This window comes from Pseudidiomarina salilacus, assembly GCF_047323925.1.
Lineage (GTDB): Bacteria > Pseudomonadota > Gammaproteobacteria > Enterobacterales > Alteromonadaceae > Pseudidiomarina > Pseudidiomarina salilacus.
The window spans coordinates 1,158,827-1,177,234 of record NZ_CP178751.1 but is presented as its reverse complement, the minus strand read 5'-3'; the positions used below and the strand labels follow the sequence as shown (position 1 = coordinate 1,177,234).

The window sequence follows — 18,408 nt, the reverse complement described above, 5'->3', positions numbered from 1 at the left end:
GGAACAAATTTAAACGCTTGTTTCGGTAGTACCGCCTATACATCATGTCGACAGTCCTTGCCGTATCTCATCTGGCCTCGCAGCGTGCAGGCCGAACCTTATTTGCCGATTTAACCTTTGAGCTTGCACAGGGTGAAGTGCTGCATATCGAAGGCGTCAACGGTGCCGGAAAATCAACATTACTGCGCTCGCTGGTCGGCTTGGTACAACTGCAAGCGGGACACATCACATTTTTTCCTGAACAGCCAGATTTACAACAAAATTGGCGCGCCCAAACTCTATTTTTGGGCCACAAAGCTGCGGTTAAATCGGAACTCACTGCACTGGAAAATGTTGCGTTACAAGCGCAGCTCTGCGGTGTCGACAACATTGACGCGTGGCAACTTTTGGAAACCGTCGGTTTGTTAGGCTTGGAAGACTTACCAGCAGGGCAGTTATCGGCCGGGCAGCAACGGCGTATTGCGCTGACCAAACTGTGGTATAGCCAAGCACCGTTGTGGATTTTAGACGAGCCATTTACTGCGTTGGACACCTTTGGTATCGAATTGCTGCAGCAAAAGTTTGCCGAGCACACGGCAAACGGCGGGGCGATTATTTTGACATCGCACCAGCAGCTGACGTGGCAAACAGAACGTCTCAAGCGCTTGCGGATTGAAGGAGGCGATGATGCAGGCTACTAGTTGGCAAGCGCTCCAAGCCGTGATGCGTCGTGATCTGATGGTGGTCATGCGGCGCCGCAGTGACGTTCTAAATCCGTTGTTGTTTGTGTTGATGGTGGTAACTTTGTTCCCTCTAGCCGTTGGACCTGGCCCAGATATTCTTGGGCGCATCGCCGCCGGTGTCATATGGGTTGCCGCACTCTTGTCGGCGTTACTAGGTTCGGAGCGTTTATTTCGTGAAGATTATCTCGATGGCACCCTCGAGCAGTTAACGCTACAACCTCAACCACTGGCGCTTTTAGCGTTCGGTAAAGTTGCCGTGCATTGGTTATTGAGTGGCTTGCCGTTAGTGATCCTCGCGCCGCTGTGTGCGTTATTATTAAAACTACCGTTAGAAGGTTGGAGCGCGCTGGTAGCAACCTTGTTGGTAGGGACCCCGATTCTTAGCGCAGTCACAGCAATTGGCGCTGCGTTGACGGTGAGTCTGGGACGCGGTGGTGCTTTGTTGAGTTTATTATTACTCCCGTTGTTTATTCCGCTACTGATTTTTGCCAGTGGCGCGGTTGAAGCAGCGTTAGTGGGTACAGAAGCGTGGCCGCAGGTGTTATTATTGGCGGGCTTAAGTTTATTAACTTTGCTGTTGTCGCCGTTTGCGGTTGCTGCAGCGATTCGAGTGAGTGTGAATTGACATGTGGCGCTGGTTACATCCGTACGCAAAACCTGAAGTTGTATACCGCTTATTAGGTCGCTGGCTACCTTGGGTGAGCATCGGTGCGGTAGCAGTACTTGCGACTGGTTTGGTTTGGGGCTTGGCGTTTGCGCCCGCCGATTACCAGCAAGGCGATAGTTATCGCATCATCTTTGTGCATGTGCCGACCGCGATGTTCTCCATGAGTCTGTACATTGCCATGGCGGTCGCCGCTTTCGTTGGCCGCGTGTGGCAGTTAAAAATGGCAGACTGGGCGCTGGCTGCCATTGCGCCAATTGGTATTGTCTTCACCTTTATTTCGCTGTTCACCGGTGCTGTGTGGGGTAAACCCATGTGGGGCACTTGGTGGGAGTGGGATGCACGACTCACCTCGCAACTAATTCTGTTTTTCTTATACATAGGGGTGTTAGCGCTCTATCATGCGTTTAGCGATAATCGCACTGGCGCAAAAGCTGCAGGCATCTTGGCGATGGTCGGGGTGATCAACATTCCGATTATTCGTTACTCAGTCGATTGGTGGAATTCGCTACATCAGGGTGCAACGCTAACGGTATTTGAGCGGCCGCCAATGGCGAATAGCATGCTGATTCCCCTCTTAACCTGCATGTTAGGCTTTGCTTTATTGGCCGGTGCGCTAGTGATGCAGCGCATGCGTAACGAAATTTTGCGGCAGGAATTGCGTCGACCTTGGGTCAAAATGGAACTTCAGCAAGGGGAGCAAGCCTAATGCAATTTGAGAGTTGGCAAGCATTTATTGAAATGGGCGGCTATGGATTTTACGTTTGGCTCGCCTTTGGCGTAAGTTTTCTTGCATTGGCGTTGGTAGTAGTGCAAGGGTTGCGTGCTCGCAGCAAGCTCGAGCAAGAGTTTGTTAAAGAGCAGCAACGGCAACAACGGCTAGCGCGTCGTAAACAAGGGGTATCCTAGTGGCTATGAATCCGCGACGTAAACAACGATTAACTTGGGCGCTCGGTTTGATCGGCGGGGTGGCTGTGGCGATGAGCATTATTCTGTATGCGCTATCGCAAAATATAGACTTGTTCTATACGCCAAGTGAAGTGATTGACGGTAAAGGCCGAGATATGACCAAGCCAGAGGTCGGCCAGCGTTTGCGCATTGGCGGTATGGTGGTTGAAGGCTCGGTGCGTCGCAATCCAGAAACCTTGGAAGTCGAGTTTCGCGTAACTGACCTTGGCCCAGAGGTAAAAATCCTCTATACCGGTATTTTGCCTGACCTTTTTCGTGAAGGGCAGGGCATTGTTGCGCAAGGTGTGATGGTTGAACCTACTGTTATGGAAGCGACCGAAGTACTTGCCAAGCATGATGAAGAATACATGCCACCGGAACTGGCCGAGCAAATGAAAGGGATTAAGCACGTCAACCCGAATCAACCAGACGCGTTCAAGGATAAGCAGTCATGACCGCAGAAATCGGCCAGTTTGCGCTGGCGCTAGCCCTCGCCTTTTCGTTAGTGCTTGCCGTATACCCGTTATGGGGCGCGCATAAATCCCACAGTGGTGCGATGCTGCTGGCACGTCCGCTTGCCTATGGGCAGTTCTTTTTCACTTTGGTGGCTTACATTGCCCTGACCTGGGGCTTTATTGCTAATGATTTTAGTATCGCATACGTTGCCGCCAACTCTAATACACAGTTGCCGCTAGCTTATCGCATTACTGCGGTGTGGGGCTCGCACGAAGGCTCATTCCTGTTGTGGATGCTCATGCAAGCAGGCTGGATTGCCGCCGTTGCACTCTTTTCGCGACGCATGCCGATTGCCATGATGGCCCGCGTGTTGGCCATTTTAGGTTTAATCAGCGTTGGCTTTTATCTATTCATGCTCACGGTTTCTAACCCGTTTGATCGGGTCTTGCCGTGGATTCCGGTAGATGGTCGCGACCTCAACCCATTACTGCAAGACCCCGGCATGATTATTCATCCACCTTTGCTGTACATGGGTTATGTTGGTTTCTCGGTGGCCTTTGCTTTTGCCATCGCAGCGTTGCTGACCGGTAAGCTGGATGCTGCTTGGGCACGTTGGTCACGACCATGGGCTACCGCCGCATGGGCTTTTTTGACGCTCGGTATCGCGATTGGTAGCTGGTGGGCTTACTACGAGCTTGGCTGGGGCGGTTGGTGGTTCTGGGACCCAGTAGAAAACGCGAGCTTTATGCCGTGGCTCGTTGGTACGGCGTTGATTCACTCGTTGGCGGTGACCGAAAAGCGTGGCGCGTTTAAGTCATGGACTGTGTTGCTGGCTATTTCAGCTTTCAGTTTAGCCTTGCTCGGCACCTTCTTGGTGCGTTCAGGTGTGATTGTATCGGTACACGCGTTTGCGACCGACCCCGCGCGCGGCTTGTTTATTCTCGGTTTGCTGGCCGTGGTGATTGGTGGCTCGCTGTTGCTGTTCGCGCTGCGTGGCGGTGTGGTCAACAGTCACACCAAGTACGAAACCGCATCGCGCGAGGTGATGCTGCTAGGTAACAATATTCTGTTAGTTGCCGCCACCCTAGTGGTGTTGTTGGGCACATTGTTACCGCTGGTCCATAAAGAACTCGGCTTGGGCTCGATTTCAATTGGCGTGCCGTTCTTCAATCAAATGTTCACCTACCTAATCATTCCTTTTGTGGTGTTCATGGGCTTAGGGCCGTTATTCCGTTGGCGCCGCCAAGAGTTAGCGCCGCTGCGGAACAGCTTAGCTCTGGCATTTATTCTAGCGCTGGCGTTGGGCTATGCACTGCCGGCAATCTTAGCTGAGCAAGTCAAAGCCATGGCGGTGCTCGGCATGATTATGAGTATGTGGATTGTGATGACCTTGCTGACCGAGCTGCGGCTGCGTGTGCAGCAGCGTAAGCAAGGCCTAGCCGGTCTGACCAAGCTAGGTCGCAGCCACTGGGGCATGGTGCTTGGGCACTTGGGTTTTGCGGTCATGTTGATCGGTATAGGCGCGGTGACCCAGTATGAGACCGAACGCGATGTGCGCATGGCGCCTGGTGACAGCGTTATGGTTGAAGGTTATCGTTTCCAGTTTGACGTGCTTTCACAACAAGAAGGCCCGAATTATTTGACCGATCACGCAGAGTTTTCGGTGTATAGCAACGATCGTAAGATTTCTGATTTGGTCACTGAGAAACGTTTCTACACAGTTCAGCGCATGAGTATGACTGAAGTTGGCCTCGATGCCGGTTTCACCCGTGATCTTTATGTCGCACTCGGTGAGCCGCTGGAAAATTCTGACGCCTGGGCGGTGCGCATCTATGTGAAGCCGTTTATTCGTTGGATTTGGTTGGGTGCATTACTGATGGCGCTCGGCGGTTTACTGGCAATGAGTGATAAGCGATATCGTGCGTTCAAAGCGGGAGAGAAAACATGAGTGATGTGACCTCGAACCGTTGGCGTTGGGCCATCTTATTGCTACCACTGATTGCGTTTTTATTGCTCGTCGGATTCTTGCTGCGGGGTTTGTTCTCGGATCCTACGGAACTCAGTTCAGCGTTGGTCGGTAAGCCAGTGCCACAGTTCTCTGTGCCGAATCTATACAACACCGATGAACGTTTCGATGAGAGCATTTTGCGCGGTCAACCCTTACTGTTGAATGTCTGGGCGACTTGGTGTCCGACCTGTCGTGCGGAACACGAGTATTTGAACGAGTTGGCAGCCCAAGGCGTCCCGATTGTTGGGCTCAATTACAAAGACGACTCGCTCGCGAAAGCCGTGGATTGGTTAAATACCCTAGGCGACCCTTATATCGCGAATTTATTCGACGCCAATGGCGCCGTGGCGCTGGAATTTGGCGTTTATGGTGCGCCGGAAACCTTTCTGATTGATGCTGATGGTAATATTCAGTATCGCCATGTGGGTGACGTCAACGAGCGTGTGTGGCGTGGCGAGTTGGGACAGCGTTATCGTGCACTCGCAGGAACAACAGAGGAGGCGACTCAATGAAGCAGATGATTCGTGCGACATTTTTTGTCGCGGCTATGCTGGTTGCGCCTTCGCTGTGGCTTGAGTCGGTGCCTGTAGCGCAAGCGCAAAACCTACAAGAATATCAATTTGAAGACCCAGCTCAGGAGGCTTTATTTCGCGAGCTTATTGACGAGTTGCGTTGCCCTAAGTGCCAAAATCAGAGCATTGCCGATTCTAATGCCGAGTTAGCGGTGGATTTACGCGATCGTACCTATTTGATGGTGCGAGACGGTGCAACAAAGCAGCAAGTGATTGATTTTATGGTCGCGCGCTATGGCGATTTTGTGCATTACCAACCGCCAATGAATATTGCCACCAGCATTTTATGGTGGGGACCGGTCGCGGTTCTGGTGATTGGCGCCCTAGTTATTGTATTCCGCGTGAAGCAACAGCGGCAGACCGAAGTCAGCCTAAGCGATGAAGAGCAAGCTCAACTAGCGACGCTGCGCGCCGAGAAGAAGGATACTGACGCATGAACTGGTTACTGATCCTGAGTATGGTGCTGCTCGCGTTATTGGCACTGGTAATGGTGCTGTGGTTCGGCGTGCGACAACGCGCGCAGCAATTGACCCGCTTAGACGTCAACCGCGAACTCTATGCACAGCGCCAAGAAGAACTGTCGCAAGAGTTTGCCGATGGCTTGCTCAGTGAAGAGGCCTATCAAGGCGCATTGACTGAACTTGATAAACGCTTTGTGAGTGAGAACTCGGAGTTAGAACAATTGCAAGAGCGCGCTATCGGTCGTGGCATTTGGTTACCTGCGGTGTTTATTGTGGTGTTGGCAGCGGTAGGTTACTCGCTGTTTGGCAGCTGGAACCAACAGCAGTATGCCGATGAAGCGCGTCGCGCTTTGCCAACCTTAGCGCAGCAAGTACTGTCCGATCAAAATGCTGCACCATCGCCACAGCAACTTGAGCTGTTTGCGCTTGGCTTACGGCAACGTTTACAACAAGACGATGGCGATGCGATGGCGTGGATGCTTTATGCTCGTGCGGCGACGGCGTTGCAGCAATTCGAACAAGCTTTAGCAGCTTATGAAAAAGCTTATGCAATGGACAACGAACGTCCTGCTATTTTGCTCGGTTACGCGCAGTTGTTGATCAATGTCGGTGGTGCCGAACAACTACAGCAGGCCGCACGCTTATTATCACAACTGTTACGCATCGACCCGCGTAATATTGATGGTCTCTCGCTCACTGGCGCAGTGGCTTATCAGCGGGGCGACTATCAACAAGCGGTGCAAGCTTGGCAATTACTCGAACAATTGCTGCCTGCAGATGACCCGCGCGCCGATGCCATTGCACAAGCACTTGCCGATGCACAGCAACAGCTTGACGGCAGTGCGCAAACGCTTACGGTCACTGTGCAGCTAAGTGAAAGCATGCAGAACCAGTTACCAGCTGATGCGACCTTGTTTGTGTATGTCAAAGCTGTCGACGGTGCGCCCATGCCTGCTGCAGTGGTACGCCAGGTGGTCAGTGATTTTCCGGTGACCATACAACTGTCTGATGCCCAAGCAATGCTGCCAGACTATAAAATGAGTCAACTGAACCAATGGCAGGTTGAGGCGCGTATTTCGACGGATGACCGCATTGAGATTGGCGCAGGTGATCTGGGTGCTGAGCCAAAAGTGGTCGCTGCTGATAGCAATGTCGAAGTCGAGTTAATTATTGATCGAGCGCTGTAAATAAAGGAGTCTCGCTTGAAATTTTGGAAGTTAGGAATTGCAATTATTGTTTTGGGTTTGGGCGGCTGCGCCTCAGCCCCAGATGACCCCTATGCGGATCCGCGCGACCCATTTGAAGAGGTGAACCGCGAAGTCTGGGATTTCAACGAAACCCTAGATGATTACGTGATTTGGCCAGCCGCACGTACGTACGGCATGATCCCGCAGCCGGTTCGAACCGGTCTACTCAATGCTGCTGAAAACTTAGGTGAACCATCGCACTTAGTGAATAATACCTTGCAGGGTAAGTTCAAAGACGCTGGCGTGACCTTTTGGCGTTTCCTTATCAATAGCACCGTGGGTGTATTGGGGGTATTTGATGTCGCCACGCCAATGGGGTTGACGGTTCGTGACGAAGGTTTTGGTGAAACGCTCGCAGTGTGGGGTGTGAGCGATGGACCTTACCTTATGCTGCCAGGCATGGGGCCGACCGTTGTACTAGACCGTGGCGGAGACGTCGTTGACGGTATGTACTTCCCGATTGACGATTTGAGCACACCACTGACAATCGGACGTTTGGCCATTCGTGCGCTCGATCTGCGACTACGCTTACAAGAGCAGCAGAGTCTCATGGAAAACTCACTCGACCCATACAGCTTTGTGCGCGAGGCTTACTTCCAAAACTGGCGTGACAATGTGTATGACGGAAATCCGCCGGTTGAAGAGGAAGACCCGAACGAGCTCGAAGACCTCGGTGATGATTTTTACGATCAATTCGAATAAAAAACTGGATTAGGACAAAACAAGGACCCGATGACATGGTGAAAAAAGTCGTCATTCCCGTTGCCGGACTAGGTACACGGATGTTACCCGCGACCAAAGCGATCCCAAAAGAAATGCTGCCTTTGGTCGATCGCCCGTTGATTCAATTTATTGTTGAAGAATGCGCTGCCGCAGGTCTTACCGATATTATTTTGGTGACCCATTCGAGTAAAAACTCAATTGAAAACCATTTTGACACCAGTTTCGAGCTCGAAACCACGCTTGAGCAGCGGGTAAAACGTCAGTTGCTAGCCGAAGTGCAAGCGATTACACCGCCCGGTGTGACCATCATGCATGTCCGTCAGGGCGTCGCCAAAGGCTTGGGGCATGCGGTACTGTGCGCGCGGCCGTTGATTGACGACCAACCCTTTGCGGTGGTGCTACCAGACGTGCTGGTGGATGCTGCAAGTTGTGACTTAAAACGCGACAACCTTGCTGAAATGGTGCGCAACTACAATGATTCGGGGGTGGCGCAAGTGATGGTCGAGAAAGTGCCACAGGCTATGGTGAACCAGTACGGTATTGCCGACATCAATGGTGTTGATCTGTCGCCAGGTGAGCAAGCACCGATTAAGAAGCTGGTGGAAAAACCGACCGTAGATAAAGCACCGTCTGATCTTGCCGTGGTCGGTCGTTATGTGTTCCCGCCAGCTTTATGGAGTTTGCTCAAGCGCACGCCAGTGGGCGCTGGTAATGAGATCCAACTAACCGATGCGATGGACATGTTGCTCGCGCAGCAACCGGTGAATGCTTACTACATGAAAGGCCGCAGCAATGACTGTGGTAATAAGCTCGGTTATACCCAAGCCTTCATCGAACAAGCGTTACGTCATCCGGATCTTGCCCAAGATTTACGCAACTGGCTCAAGTCAATCGTGTAAGCCTATCCATTCAACGTTTTCTATTTCCTTTTAACGCCGAAATCTGTAGGGTATTACAGTTTTTTCGGCGTTTTATAATTACAACAACGAAGGTTAAATAGGTATGGAACCTAAAAACGTAACTCCTCAGGACAATAGCTTCTTCGGCCAACCGGCCGGGTTGCAAACCTTGTTCTTTACCGAGATGTGGGAACGCATGAGCTATTACGGCATGCGTGCGCTACTCGTACTCTTTATGACAGCGGCCGTGCAAGAGGGCGGCTTAGCTCTGACTGTTGCATCAGCAACTGCTATTTATGGTCTTTACACTGGTGCCGTGTATTTTATGGGCTTGCCCGGCGGTTGGATTGCTGACCGTTTGATTGGTGGTCAACGTGCCACTTGGTATGGCGGTATCATCATTATGTGTGGCCATATCGTGTTGGCCGTGCCATCAGAAACAACCTTCTTTTTAGGTTTGATTCTGGTCGTGCTCGGTACCGGTATGTTGAAGCCAAACATCAGTGCCTTGGTCGGCCAGCTATATGACGACGGCGATGACCGTCGCGATGCTGGTTATACCTTGTATTACATGGGTATTAATATTGGCTCGCTGATTGGTTACTTGGTGACCGGTTACTTGATGGAAAATGTGGGTTGGCATTGGGCCTTCGGTGCTGCTGCAGTGGGTATGTTATTCGGTCTTATCCAATATCGTATGACCTTGCCGAAACTCGGCGACGTAGGTGCCGAAGCGCCAAAACCATTGTCAGCAAGTGGTCGCCGTATTAGTTGGGGCGTTATCATTGCGTTCTTAGCTGGCCTTGGCGTGGTCTTTGTGGGCGCTACGACTGGCGCGATCATCATCGATCCAATCGCGATTGCACAATATGTGGCCCTAGCAGCAACCATTGTGTTCTTTGTGTACTACGCCAGTATCTTCATTTTTGGCAAGCTCACGCGCAATGAGGCGAAGCGTTTAGGTGCACTGTTCTTGGTGTGTATCGCATCGATCTGCTTCTGGGCTGGTTTTGAGCAAGCAGGTTCATCGTTAAACTTATTTGCGCGTGACTTAACTGACCGCATGGTAGGGACTTTTGAAATTCCGACCACTTGGTTCCAGATGCTGAATTCAGCCTTTCTGATTGCGCTATCGCCGTTCTTTGCAGCGTTGTGGGTCAACTTAACCAAGCGCATGATTAACCCCTCCTATGGCTTCAAGAGCGCCTTGGGTCTGATCATCATGGCAAGCGGCTTCATTGTGATGTTCTTTGCGTCACAAGCAGCAGCATCGGGCATGAAAGTTTCACCAAACTGGTTGGTTGCGGTGTACTTCTTACACACGGTTGGTGAGTTGTGCTTGAGCCCAGTTGCCCTGAGCGCAGTAAGTAAACTGTCGCCACGTCGTATGGCTGGCCAAATGATGGGTATCTTCGTCTTAACCTACTCCATTGGTAGCTTACTCGCCGGCTTGATTGCTGGTAACTTGGATCCAGAGAACGTTTCGACCATGCCAGACATGTACATGCAGATCACCTTATTCGGTGTTGGTGTAGGTGTTGTGGTATTCCTCATTGCGCTGAAGACGCGTAAGTGGGAAGCATTGGCGGGACAACCTGATCCAGAGGCGGTGGCGATTAATGCCAACGAGCCGCCTAAATCTGAGAAGTTCTAAGCTACGGTGGGCTTAACCGCCCACCAATTGCTGACGCAGTAAATCGTAAAGTAACCGGGCGCATGGCCCGGTTTTTTCGTCTTTGGGTAAGACCAAATACATACCACCAGCGCGATGCGAGCTGCCCTCGAGCTGTAATTCTTTAAGCTGGTTGCTGTGCGCCGTAATAAACGGCGGTAACCAACAAAAGCCCAAACCAGCTTCGACCAGCTGCAGTGCCTCATTGAAATTATTCACGGTCCAACGCTGCTCAGCGCGTAGCCAGCCTTCGGCTTCAACCGGCTTACGGGCGGTGTCGCGAATCACAATTTGTAGATGCTGACTGAGCTGATCGGGCTGCAACGGTTGTGTTTCCGCTGCCAGCGGATGGTCTTTGGCGACCACAAGTTGCAAGGCGTAGTTAATGATGGGTTCTCCAACTACGCCTTTCGGTAACTGATGCGAAATCACGATATCTGCACTTTGCTCTGTGATCGCTTCAATCGAGCCCGTCAGTACCGTGTCTTCGATGACTAAACGGCTACCACGACTTTGCGTCTGAAACGTTTGCAATACCGGTAACATCAAGCTGCGGTCAAACACCATTTCAATGGCGAGTTTGATTTCAGGCTCCCAGCCTTGCTCTAGATTTTTGGCGAGCTGTTCAAGCTCGGTAATGTGCGAGGTTAGCTGCCGTGAGCGGCGTAACATGACCTCACCGATGGGGGTCAGTTCGGTTTTGCGCCCGACCACTCGCAGCAATTCAACCCCTAGTACCTGTTGAAGTTTGGCGACCGCATGGTTGATAGAGCTTTGGCTTTTACTCAATGCATCAGCGGCGCTCGCATAGCTGCCATAATCAACCACTGCCTGAAACATCCGCCATTGCTCAATGGTGGTACGAGGGCGATAGGCGTTGTTCATGGTAGCTCCTTACTTAAGGTGGGGCGATTAACGCTCGGCAATAATCACTGCGCGCCGCGGTGCAGGATAACCTTCAATAGTCAGTGATGGGGCCTGCGGATCGAGAAAATCAGCAAGCGATTGACCGTCCATCCACTCGGTAGCGCGTTGTTCTTCAAGTGTTGTGACGTTCTCGTCAACCATGCGGGCATTGCGAAAACCACAGCGGTCAAGCCAGTGCAGCAGTGCTGCAGTGCTCGGAATAAACCAGACATTACGCATTTTCGCGTAGGTTTGTCCCGGCACCAAAACCGTCTGTTCGCTACCCTCAACAACTAAAGTTTCCAACACCAACTGACCACCTTGACGCAATTGCGCTTTCAGTTTCGTCAAGAAATCGATTGGTGAGCGTCGGTGATAGAGCACCCCCATGCTGAATACGGTATCAAAAGCGTTTAAGTCAGGCAGGTCTTCGACGCCCAGCGGAAATAGGTGTGCGCGCGCTTGCAGCTCAGCCGGCATGAAGCCCCGTACAGCCATAAACTGTGCCATAAAGAGCTGACCAGGGTCGACTCCCCAAACTTGCGCCGCACCTTGTTCCAGCATGCGCCACAGGTGATAACCACTGCCACAGCCAACATCTAGCACTTGTTGTCCGCTTAAGTCGCCAATGTGGGGCGCCACGCGCTGCCACTTCAGGTCTGAGCGCCATTCGGTATCGATGTGCACACCGTGCAAGTTAAAAGGCCCTTTGCGCCACGGCATCAACTGTTGCAACAAGCCCCGAATCCGCTGCTGTTCGCCATCACTCACTTGTGCGGCTTGCACGCTTACGGTGTCGACTAAGTCGACCTGCTCTGCTTGCAACTTCGGCAATTGCGCAACACAACGCAGCCATTTTGGCAGTTCACCATGCTGCTGCTCGCGTTGCCACTTTGCCAGTTGCGCGGGCAGTTGTTCGAGCCAATGTGCGAGGGGCGATTGCGCTACGGCAATCAAGTCATCCCGAAATAAATCCATGTGTAGATCCTAAAAGCGTTATTCGTTATTCGTCCGTTCGGCTTCGCCTCACTGTTCGTGCGCTCACTACGTTCGCTGTTCGAAAAGCGAAGCGCACCAATAGCGAAGCGGACGAACAGCGCAGCGTACGAAGCCCGAAGCTAATTTTTAACTGCGAGCAGGGCGGCGAAGTTGTAACATTGAAACCAGACCTGCGAATGCGCAAAACCAATCTCGCGCAAACGTTCATGATGCGCCTCTAACGTATCAATGCGCATCACATTCTCGATGGCCGCACGCTTTTGACTGATTTCTAGCTCACTGTAACCGTTGGCACGCTTGAACTCATGGTGCAGGTCGACCAATACCGCATCCATCTCGGTGTCGGCGCTACGGAATTTTTCCGCGAGTAGCAGCACACCGCCCGGTTTGAGAGCGTCATAGATACGTTGCAGCAAGGTCTGACGCTGTTCTGGCGGCACGAACTGCAGGGTGAAGTTCATGGTGATGACCGAAGCATTCGCCATCTCTGTGTCGCGAATGTCTGCGCACTCGACGTGCACCGGAATCTCACTGCGGTAACCGTCGAGGTGCAAGCGACAGCGTTCGACCATAGCCGCTGAGTTGTCGACCGCGACAATACTCACGTCCGCTAAGCCCTTCGCGCCTTGACGCATGGCAAGTGTCGCGGCGCCAAGCGAACAACCAAGGTCATATAACACGGAATCAGCTTGCGCAAAGCGCTGGGTCAATTGGCCGATGCCTTGCAATATACTCTGATAGCCGGGCACCGAACGATTGATCATGTCGGGAAAAACCTCGACCACACGCTGGTCGAACACGAAATCACTCACCTTGCTTAATGGCTCGGCAAAAATGGCGTCAGGTTTGCTATCAAATTGGCCCACGTAGGTTCATCCTGCAAAAAAATTCAAATCACTGCGTAGTTTAGCGTAAACAGCAGCGCAAATTGAGGATTTTCTTTCCGCATCTGTTACTGACAATTTCTATGAGTCCGTTATAATGTGGCGCTTCAAAAATTTTAACTTGTGGTAGGGACAAACCCATGCGTAGCCATTATTGCGGAAAGCTTGAAACAAGCCTTGTCGACCAACAGGTAACTCTGTGTGGTTGGGTGAACAAACGTCGTGACCTCGGTGGTCTGATTTTTATCGATATGCGCGACCGTACTGGTTTGGTGCAAGTGGTATTCGATCCGGATCAAGCTGCACTCTTTGAAACTGCCAACAAGTTGCGCCAAGAATTCTGTATCCGCTTAACGGGTACCGTGCGCGCTCGTCCTGAGAGCCAAGTGAATGCGGGTATGGCGACGGGTGCCGTCGAAGTGATGGCGAGTGAGTTAGAGATCATCAGTCGCTCAGAGCCGCTGCCTATCGATTTTAACCAGCACGTTAGCGAAGAAGCGCGTTTGCGTTATCGCTACCTTGATTTGCGCCGCCCGAACATGAATCACAATCTGCAGTTCCGTGCGCGGGTGACCAGTGCGGTGCGTCGCTTCATGGATGACGCTGGCTTTTTAGATATCGAAACGCCAATGCTGACCCGCGCTACCCCAGAAGGCGCGCGTGATTATTTGGTGCCGAGTCGCACTCATAAAGGTAAGTTCTTTGCTTTGCCGCAATCGCCACAGCTGTTTAAACAGTTGCTGATGATGTCGGGTTTTGACCGCTATTACCAAATCGTCAAATGTTTCCGCGACGAAGACTTACGCGCGGACCGTCAACCAGAATTCACGCAGATCGATATCGAAACCTCATTTATGAGTGCTGACGAAGTCATGGGCGTGACTGAGCAGATGGTTCGTAGCCTGTTTCAGCAAATGCTTGACGTTGATCTTGGTGATTTTCCGCGCATGACTTGGCACGAAGCCATGCGTCGCTTCGGTAGTGACAAACCTGACTTGCGTAACCCGCTGGAACTGGTCGATGTTGCCGACTTACTGAAAGACGTTGAATTCAAAGTGTTTGCGGGACCTGCAAATGATCCTAAGGGTCGGGTGGCAGCTCTTAAAGTGCCAGGCAAAGCGGGCGACATCACCCGTAAACTGATTGACGAGTACACCGCTTTTGTCGGCATTTATGGCGCTAAAGGCTTGGCGTGGATGAAAGTAAATGACTTAAGTGCTGGCCGTGACGGGATTCAGTCACCGGTACTTAAATTCATTCCATATGCTGCCTTGCAGGGTATCTTGGAGCGCACTGAAGCTGCTGATGGTGATATTCTGTTCTTCGGTGCCGATAACGCAACTGTGGTTGCTGAAGCTATGGGTGCACTGCGTTTGAAAGTCGGTGAAGCACATGGCTTTGTCAGCGATGAATGGCGTCCGTTGTGGGTCGTTGACTTCCCCATGTTCGAAGAGCATGACGGTGAGTTGTATGCGATTCACCATCCGTTCACTGCGCCAGTAGGCGTTACGCCGGAAGAGTTAAAGGCCAATCCAGCCGAGGCATTATCAAACGCTTATGACATGGTCTTGAACGGCGTTGAAGTTGGCGGTGGTTCGGTGCGTATTCACGAAAACGCTATGCAGCAAACCGTGTTCGAAATCTTGGGCATCAGCAAAGACGAAGCACAAGAGAAGTTCGGCTTCTTGCTGGAAGCATTGAAGTACGGTACGCCACCGCATGCGGGCTTGGCATTTGGCCTCGACCGCTTGGTGATGTTGATGGTGGGCGCAAGCTCGATTCGTGAAGTTATTGCCTTCCCGAAAACCACCACCGCAGCCTGCGTATTGACCGATGCCCCAGGCGTTGCCAACGAAGATGCCTTGCAGGAGCTGGGCGTAGCCGTTAAGTTAGCTGAGGAAGCAAAAGACTAACGAGGAGTAGGACGATGGCTGGACATTCTAAATGGGCCAACATCCGACATCGCAAAGCCGCGCAGGACGCTAAGCGCGGCAAGATCTTCACCCGACTCATTCGGGAAATCGTGGTTGCCGCACGCGAAGGCGGCGGTGACCCCGAGACCAATCCAAGACTCCGGGCAGCGATTGATAAAGCGCTTGCCAATAACATGAAAAAAGACACCATCGACACCGCGATCAAGCGTGGCAGCGGTGGTCTTGAAGGCGACAACGTCGAAGAGTTGACCTATGAAGGCTATGGCCCCGGCGGCGTGGCGATTCTGCTCGAAACCATGACGGATAATCGCAATCGTACAGTGTCAGAAGTGCGCTTCGCGTTTAGCAAAAACGGTGGCAATTTAGGCACCGATGGTTCGGTCGCGTATTTGTTTCACAAACGCGGCGTGCTGAGCTTTAACGCGGAACACGACGAAGACGCGCTAATGGCTGCAGCGCTTGAGGCTGGCGCGGAAGATTTCGTCAGCAATGACGATGGCAGTTTCGACGTTTACACCACCCCAGATACCTTTGGTCGCGTCAAAGATGCGTTGCTGGTTGCTGATCTCACGCCTGATCATGCTGAAGTGGGCTTATTGCCTGATACGCGTTCACCGCTGGTCGAAGACGATGCCGAGAAATTCCTGCAACTGATTGACGCGCTCGAAGAACTCGACGACGTGCAAGAGGTGTATCACAACGCCGATATCGCCGACGATGTGTTGGAGCGGCTCAGCTCATGACCGTGATTCTGGGCATCGACCCAGGTTCACGCTTGACGGGTTACGGCGTGATTCGTCAATCCGGCAATCAGCTCACCTACCTTGCGAGTGGTTGCATTAATGCGGCTGGCACTGTGGCCAAGCCGCTGGTACTTGCCGAAAAACTCAAGGTCATTCATGATGGCGTGAGTGAACTTATCGCGCAGTTTCAGCCGGATGAATTTGCCATCGAGCAAGTGTTTATGGCACGTAATCCAGATTCGGCGTTGAAGCTTGGGCAAGCGCGCGGCGCCGCCATCGTTGCGGCTGCGCAAGCAGGACTGCCCGTCGCTGAGTACGCGGCGCGGTTGGTCAAACAAGCAGTGGTCGGCACTGGCGCTGCCGATAAGAGTCAAATACAACACATGGTGGTGGCGATGCTGAAATTAAGTCATCGGCCACAAGCGGACGCGGCCGACGCCTTAGCGGTGGCGATGTGTCATGCGCACCATCGGCAACAGGCCATCTTAATGGCCGGAAGGAGATCCCGTTGATAGGACGTTTAAGTGGCACGCTGATAAGTAAACAACCGCCCGAAATCATGATTGACGTGCATGGCGTCGGGTATGAAGTGCAGATGCCAATGACGTGCATTTATGAGCTGCCCGAGCTTGGCGAGCCGGTCAGTATCATCACCCATTTTGTTGTCCGTGAAGACGCCCAATTGCTGTATGGCTTCAATACTTTTGCTGAACGCAGCTTGTTCCGGCAACTGATCAAAGCCCAAGGCGTAGGTCCTAAGTTAGCGCTTACCATCATGTCTGGCATGACCGCGCAGCAATTCGTGCAGGCAGTGACCCACGACGATGTGTCCACGTTGGTTAAATTGCCAGGGGTTGGCAAGAAAACCGCCGAACGCTTGGTGGTTGAGATGCGCGATCGCTTGAAACAGTGGAGCAATGCAACACCAGCGACCGATGCAGCACCGATAGATTTTGGTGACATGCAAAGCACGCTAGTCAGTAACTCACCACGTGATGACGCACTCAGTGCCTTACTTGCACTGGGTTACAAGCCGGCACAAGCAGAGAAGGCGGTGGCGCAGGCATTGAAAGCAGATGATGGCGCGAGCAGCGAGCAGCTGATCCGCACCGCTTTGAAGAATATGTAATTAAAATTGGGATTCGTGCGCTTCGCTTTTCGTACGCTACGCTGTTTGTCCGCGCTGCGCGCTGTTCGAAGAGCCTCGAACAGCGAACGCAGTGAGCGCACGAATAGTGAGGCGAAGCCGAACGGACGAATAACGAATAACGAGTTTGGGAATTTTAAATGATTGAACCGGATCGTATTAATCAGCCGCAGAAACAAGGCGAAGACGACGTCATTGACCGTGCAATTCGGCCGAAGATGCTAGCTGACTATACCGGTCAGACCCATGTTGTCGAACAAATGGAAATCTTTATTCAAGCGGCTCGACAGCGTGCAGAGGCACTCGATCATTTGTTGATATTTGGTCCGCCTGGACTCGGTAAAACCACGCTGGCCAATATTGTTGCCAACGAACTGAAAGTGAATATTCGGCAAACTTCAGGTCCGGTATTAGAGAAAGCTGGCGATTTGGCGGCATTGCTGACCAATCTCGAAGCGCACGATGTGCTGTTTATTGATGAAATCCATCGTCTGAGTCCCGTGGTTGAAGAGATACTCTATCCAGCCATGGAAGATTATCAGCTGGACATTATGATCGGTGAAGGTCCCGCTGCGCGTTCTATCAAACTCGATTTGCCACCCTTTACTTTGATTGGCGCGACCACCCGGGCGGGGGCCTTGACGTCACCGCTGCGTGATCGCTTTGGTATTGTCCAGCGTCTCGAATTTTACAATGTGCCAGAACTCACAACCATTATTCAGCGCTCAGCCAATTATCTAAATCTAGATTTGGATTTTGCGGGGGCTACCGAAATTGCACGGCGCTCGCGCGGTACCCCGCGCATCGCCAATCGCTTATTGCGTCGTGTGCGTGATTTTGCCGAAGTGCGCAACGATGGCAAGATCGACCAGCCGATTGCGTCGGCTGCATTGAAAATGGTGGATGTCGATGAAGCCGGCTTTGATTACATGGACCGTAAGCTTTTACTTGCCATCATGGAGAAGTTCTCGGGTGGTCCGGTCGGATTAGATAATCTAGCAGCTGCAATTGGCGAAGAAAAAGACACTATCGAAGACGTGCTTGAGCCGTACTTGATCCAGCAGGGCTTTTTGCAACGCACGCCCCGTGGTCGAATCGCAACACCGCATGCCTACGCCCACTTCGGCCTAGCGTTCAAAGATCGTGATTCGTGATTCGTTAATCGTTAGTGGAGCCGCTAGTTATGTTCGCGTTTATTGCTGCGAATGGTTTCTTAGCTGCTTCCGATATTGGAAAGCTCGTATTCGGCGCTTAACAATTTGGAGCAGAGTCTCTCAACCCTAACGAATAACGAATAACGAATAACGAATAACGATATTTTACAGGTAAAAAAAACCCGCCGGGGAGGCGGGTTAAAACTACAGAACAACAAGGAAGTTAAATCCAGGGAACAATAACAGATAGAATTGACAACCGGTCTCTT

General features: G+C 52.0%; 20 protein-coding genes. 17 read left to right on the top strand and 3 right to left on the bottom strand.

The features are described 5' to 3' along the window. Nucleotides 1-44: 44 nt before the first annotated feature. The 12 genes from ccmA (at nt 45) to ACJ8W9_RS05695 (ending at nt 10,354) form a co-directional block, all read left to right on the top strand. Nucleotides 45-680 carry a cytochrome c biogenesis heme-transporting ATPase CcmA gene (gene ccmA / locus ACJ8W9_RS05750; RefSeq protein WP_411358907.1) on the top strand — a complete coding sequence of 212 codons (636 nt, stop codon included), beginning with the start codon at nt 45-47 and terminating at the stop codon, nt 678-680. After that, nucleotides 664-1,347 (top strand): heme exporter protein CcmB, encoded by a 684-nt coding sequence (gene ccmB, locus ACJ8W9_RS05745; protein ID WP_034733277.1) that lies wholly within the window; start codon nt 664-666, stop codon nt 1,345-1,347. The genes ccmA and ccmB overlap by 17 nt, the downstream gene beginning before the upstream one ends. 1 nt (nt 1,348) lies before the next feature. Then, nucleotides 1,349-2,095, top strand: coding sequence for a heme ABC transporter permease (locus tag ACJ8W9_RS05740; protein ID WP_411358906.1), 747 nt, complete (start codon nt 1,349-1,351; stop codon nt 2,093-2,095). After that, nucleotides 2,095-2,295: a heme exporter protein CcmD gene (gene ccmD, locus ACJ8W9_RS05735; protein WP_411358905.1), complete on the top strand. Its 201-nt coding sequence runs from the start codon at nt 2,095-2,097 to the stop codon at nt 2,293-2,295. Before ACJ8W9_RS05740 ends, ccmD begins: the two co-directional genes overlap by 1 nt. Nucleotides 2,296-2,300: 5 nt before the next feature. After that, entirely contained in the window at nt 2,301-2,789 is a 489-nt protein-coding gene (gene ccmE, locus ACJ8W9_RS05730; protein ID WP_411359297.1) for a cytochrome c maturation protein CcmE, read from the top strand. Beyond that, nucleotides 2,786-4,738 (top strand): heme lyase CcmF/NrfE family subunit, encoded by a 1,953-nt coding sequence (locus ACJ8W9_RS05725; protein ID WP_411358904.1) that lies wholly within the window; start codon nt 2,786-2,788, stop codon nt 4,736-4,738. Before ccmE ends, ACJ8W9_RS05725 begins: the two co-directional genes overlap by 4 nt. Beyond that, complete coding sequence (locus ACJ8W9_RS05720) at nt 4,735-5,310, top strand: DsbE family thiol:disulfide interchange protein (RefSeq protein WP_411358903.1); 576 nt, start codon at nt 4,735-4,737, stop codon at nt 5,308-5,310. The genes ACJ8W9_RS05725 and ACJ8W9_RS05720 overlap by 4 nt, the downstream gene beginning before the upstream one ends. Continuing rightward, entirely contained in the window at nt 5,307-5,807 is a 501-nt protein-coding gene (locus tag ACJ8W9_RS05715) for a cytochrome c-type biogenesis protein (RefSeq protein WP_411358902.1), read from the top strand. Before ACJ8W9_RS05720 ends, ACJ8W9_RS05715 begins: the two co-directional genes overlap by 4 nt. Then, the gene (ccmI, locus tag ACJ8W9_RS05710) at nt 5,804-7,018 is read left to right on the top strand and encodes a c-type cytochrome biogenesis protein CcmI (protein ID WP_411358901.1); all 1,215 of its coding nucleotides are present in this window, start codon (nt 5,804-5,806) and stop codon (nt 7,016-7,018) included. Before ACJ8W9_RS05715 ends, ccmI begins: the two co-directional genes overlap by 4 nt. A 15-nt stretch (nt 7,019-7,033) precedes the next feature. After that, nucleotides 7,034-7,780: a VacJ family lipoprotein gene (locus tag ACJ8W9_RS05705; RefSeq protein WP_411358900.1), complete on the top strand. Its 747-nt coding sequence runs from the start codon at nt 7,034-7,036 to the stop codon at nt 7,778-7,780. 35 nt (nt 7,781-7,815) lie between these two features. Next, a complete protein-coding gene (galU, locus tag ACJ8W9_RS05700; protein WP_411358899.1) occupies nt 7,816-8,700 on the top strand; it encodes a UTP--glucose-1-phosphate uridylyltransferase GalU in 885 nt (294 codons plus the stop codon). Nucleotides 8,701-8,803: 103 nt separating this feature from the next. Continuing rightward, on the top strand, nt 8,804-10,354 hold the full coding sequence (locus tag ACJ8W9_RS05695; RefSeq protein ID WP_411358898.1) for a peptide MFS transporter: 1,551 nt from the start codon (nt 8,804-8,806) through the stop codon (nt 10,352-10,354). 12 nt (nt 10,355-10,366) lie between these two features. Here the strand turns inward: ACJ8W9_RS05695 and ACJ8W9_RS05690 are convergent, their stop codons facing one another. From ACJ8W9_RS05690 to cmoA, 3 genes are all read right to left on the bottom strand, one after another. Beyond that, on the bottom strand, nt 10,367-11,257 hold the full coding sequence (locus ACJ8W9_RS05690) for a LysR family transcriptional regulator (RefSeq protein ID WP_411358897.1): 891 nt from the start codon (nt 11,255-11,257) through the stop codon (nt 10,367-10,369). A gap of 27 nt (nt 11,258-11,284) precedes the next feature. Further along, nucleotides 11,285-12,256 carry a tRNA 5-methoxyuridine(34)/uridine 5-oxyacetic acid(34) synthase CmoB gene (gene cmoB, locus ACJ8W9_RS05685; protein WP_411360608.1) on the bottom strand — a complete coding sequence of 324 codons (972 nt, stop codon included), beginning with the start codon at nt 12,254-12,256 and terminating at the stop codon, nt 11,285-11,287. 140 nt (nt 12,257-12,396) lie between these two features. Beyond that, complete coding sequence (gene cmoA, locus ACJ8W9_RS05680) at nt 12,397-13,143, bottom strand: carboxy-S-adenosyl-L-methionine synthase CmoA (RefSeq protein WP_411360607.1); 747 nt, start codon at nt 13,141-13,143, stop codon at nt 12,397-12,399. Nucleotides 13,144-13,301: 158 nt separating this feature from the next. On the opposite strand from cmoA, the gene aspS reads away from it, so the two are divergent. The 5 genes from aspS (at nt 13,302) to ruvB (ending at nt 18,139) form a co-directional block, all read left to right on the top strand. Further along, nucleotides 13,302-15,074, top strand: a complete 1,773-nt coding sequence (gene aspS, locus ACJ8W9_RS05675; protein ID WP_411360606.1) for an aspartate--tRNA ligase — start codon at nt 13,302-13,304, stop codon at nt 15,072-15,074. 14 nt (nt 15,075-15,088) lie between these two features. Next, nucleotides 15,089-15,838 carry a YebC/PmpR family DNA-binding transcriptional regulator gene (locus tag ACJ8W9_RS05670; protein WP_411360605.1) on the top strand — a complete coding sequence of 250 codons (750 nt, stop codon included), beginning with the start codon at nt 15,089-15,091 and terminating at the stop codon, nt 15,836-15,838. Next, entirely contained in the window at nt 15,835-16,350 is a 516-nt protein-coding gene (gene ruvC, locus ACJ8W9_RS05665; protein WP_411360604.1) for a crossover junction endodeoxyribonuclease RuvC, read from the top strand. The genes ACJ8W9_RS05670 and ruvC overlap by 4 nt, the downstream gene beginning before the upstream one ends. Then, the gene (ruvA, locus tag ACJ8W9_RS05660) at nt 16,347-16,967 is read left to right on the top strand and encodes a Holliday junction branch migration protein RuvA (protein ID WP_411358891.1); all 621 of its coding nucleotides are present in this window, start codon (nt 16,347-16,349) and stop codon (nt 16,965-16,967) included. Before ruvC ends, ruvA begins: the two co-directional genes overlap by 4 nt. Nucleotides 16,968-17,125: 158 nt before the next feature. Next, complete coding sequence (gene ruvB / locus ACJ8W9_RS05655; protein ID WP_411358890.1) at nt 17,126-18,139, top strand: Holliday junction branch migration DNA helicase RuvB; 1,014 nt, start codon at nt 17,126-17,128, stop codon at nt 18,137-18,139. Nucleotides 18,140-18,408 lie beyond the last annotated feature (269 nt).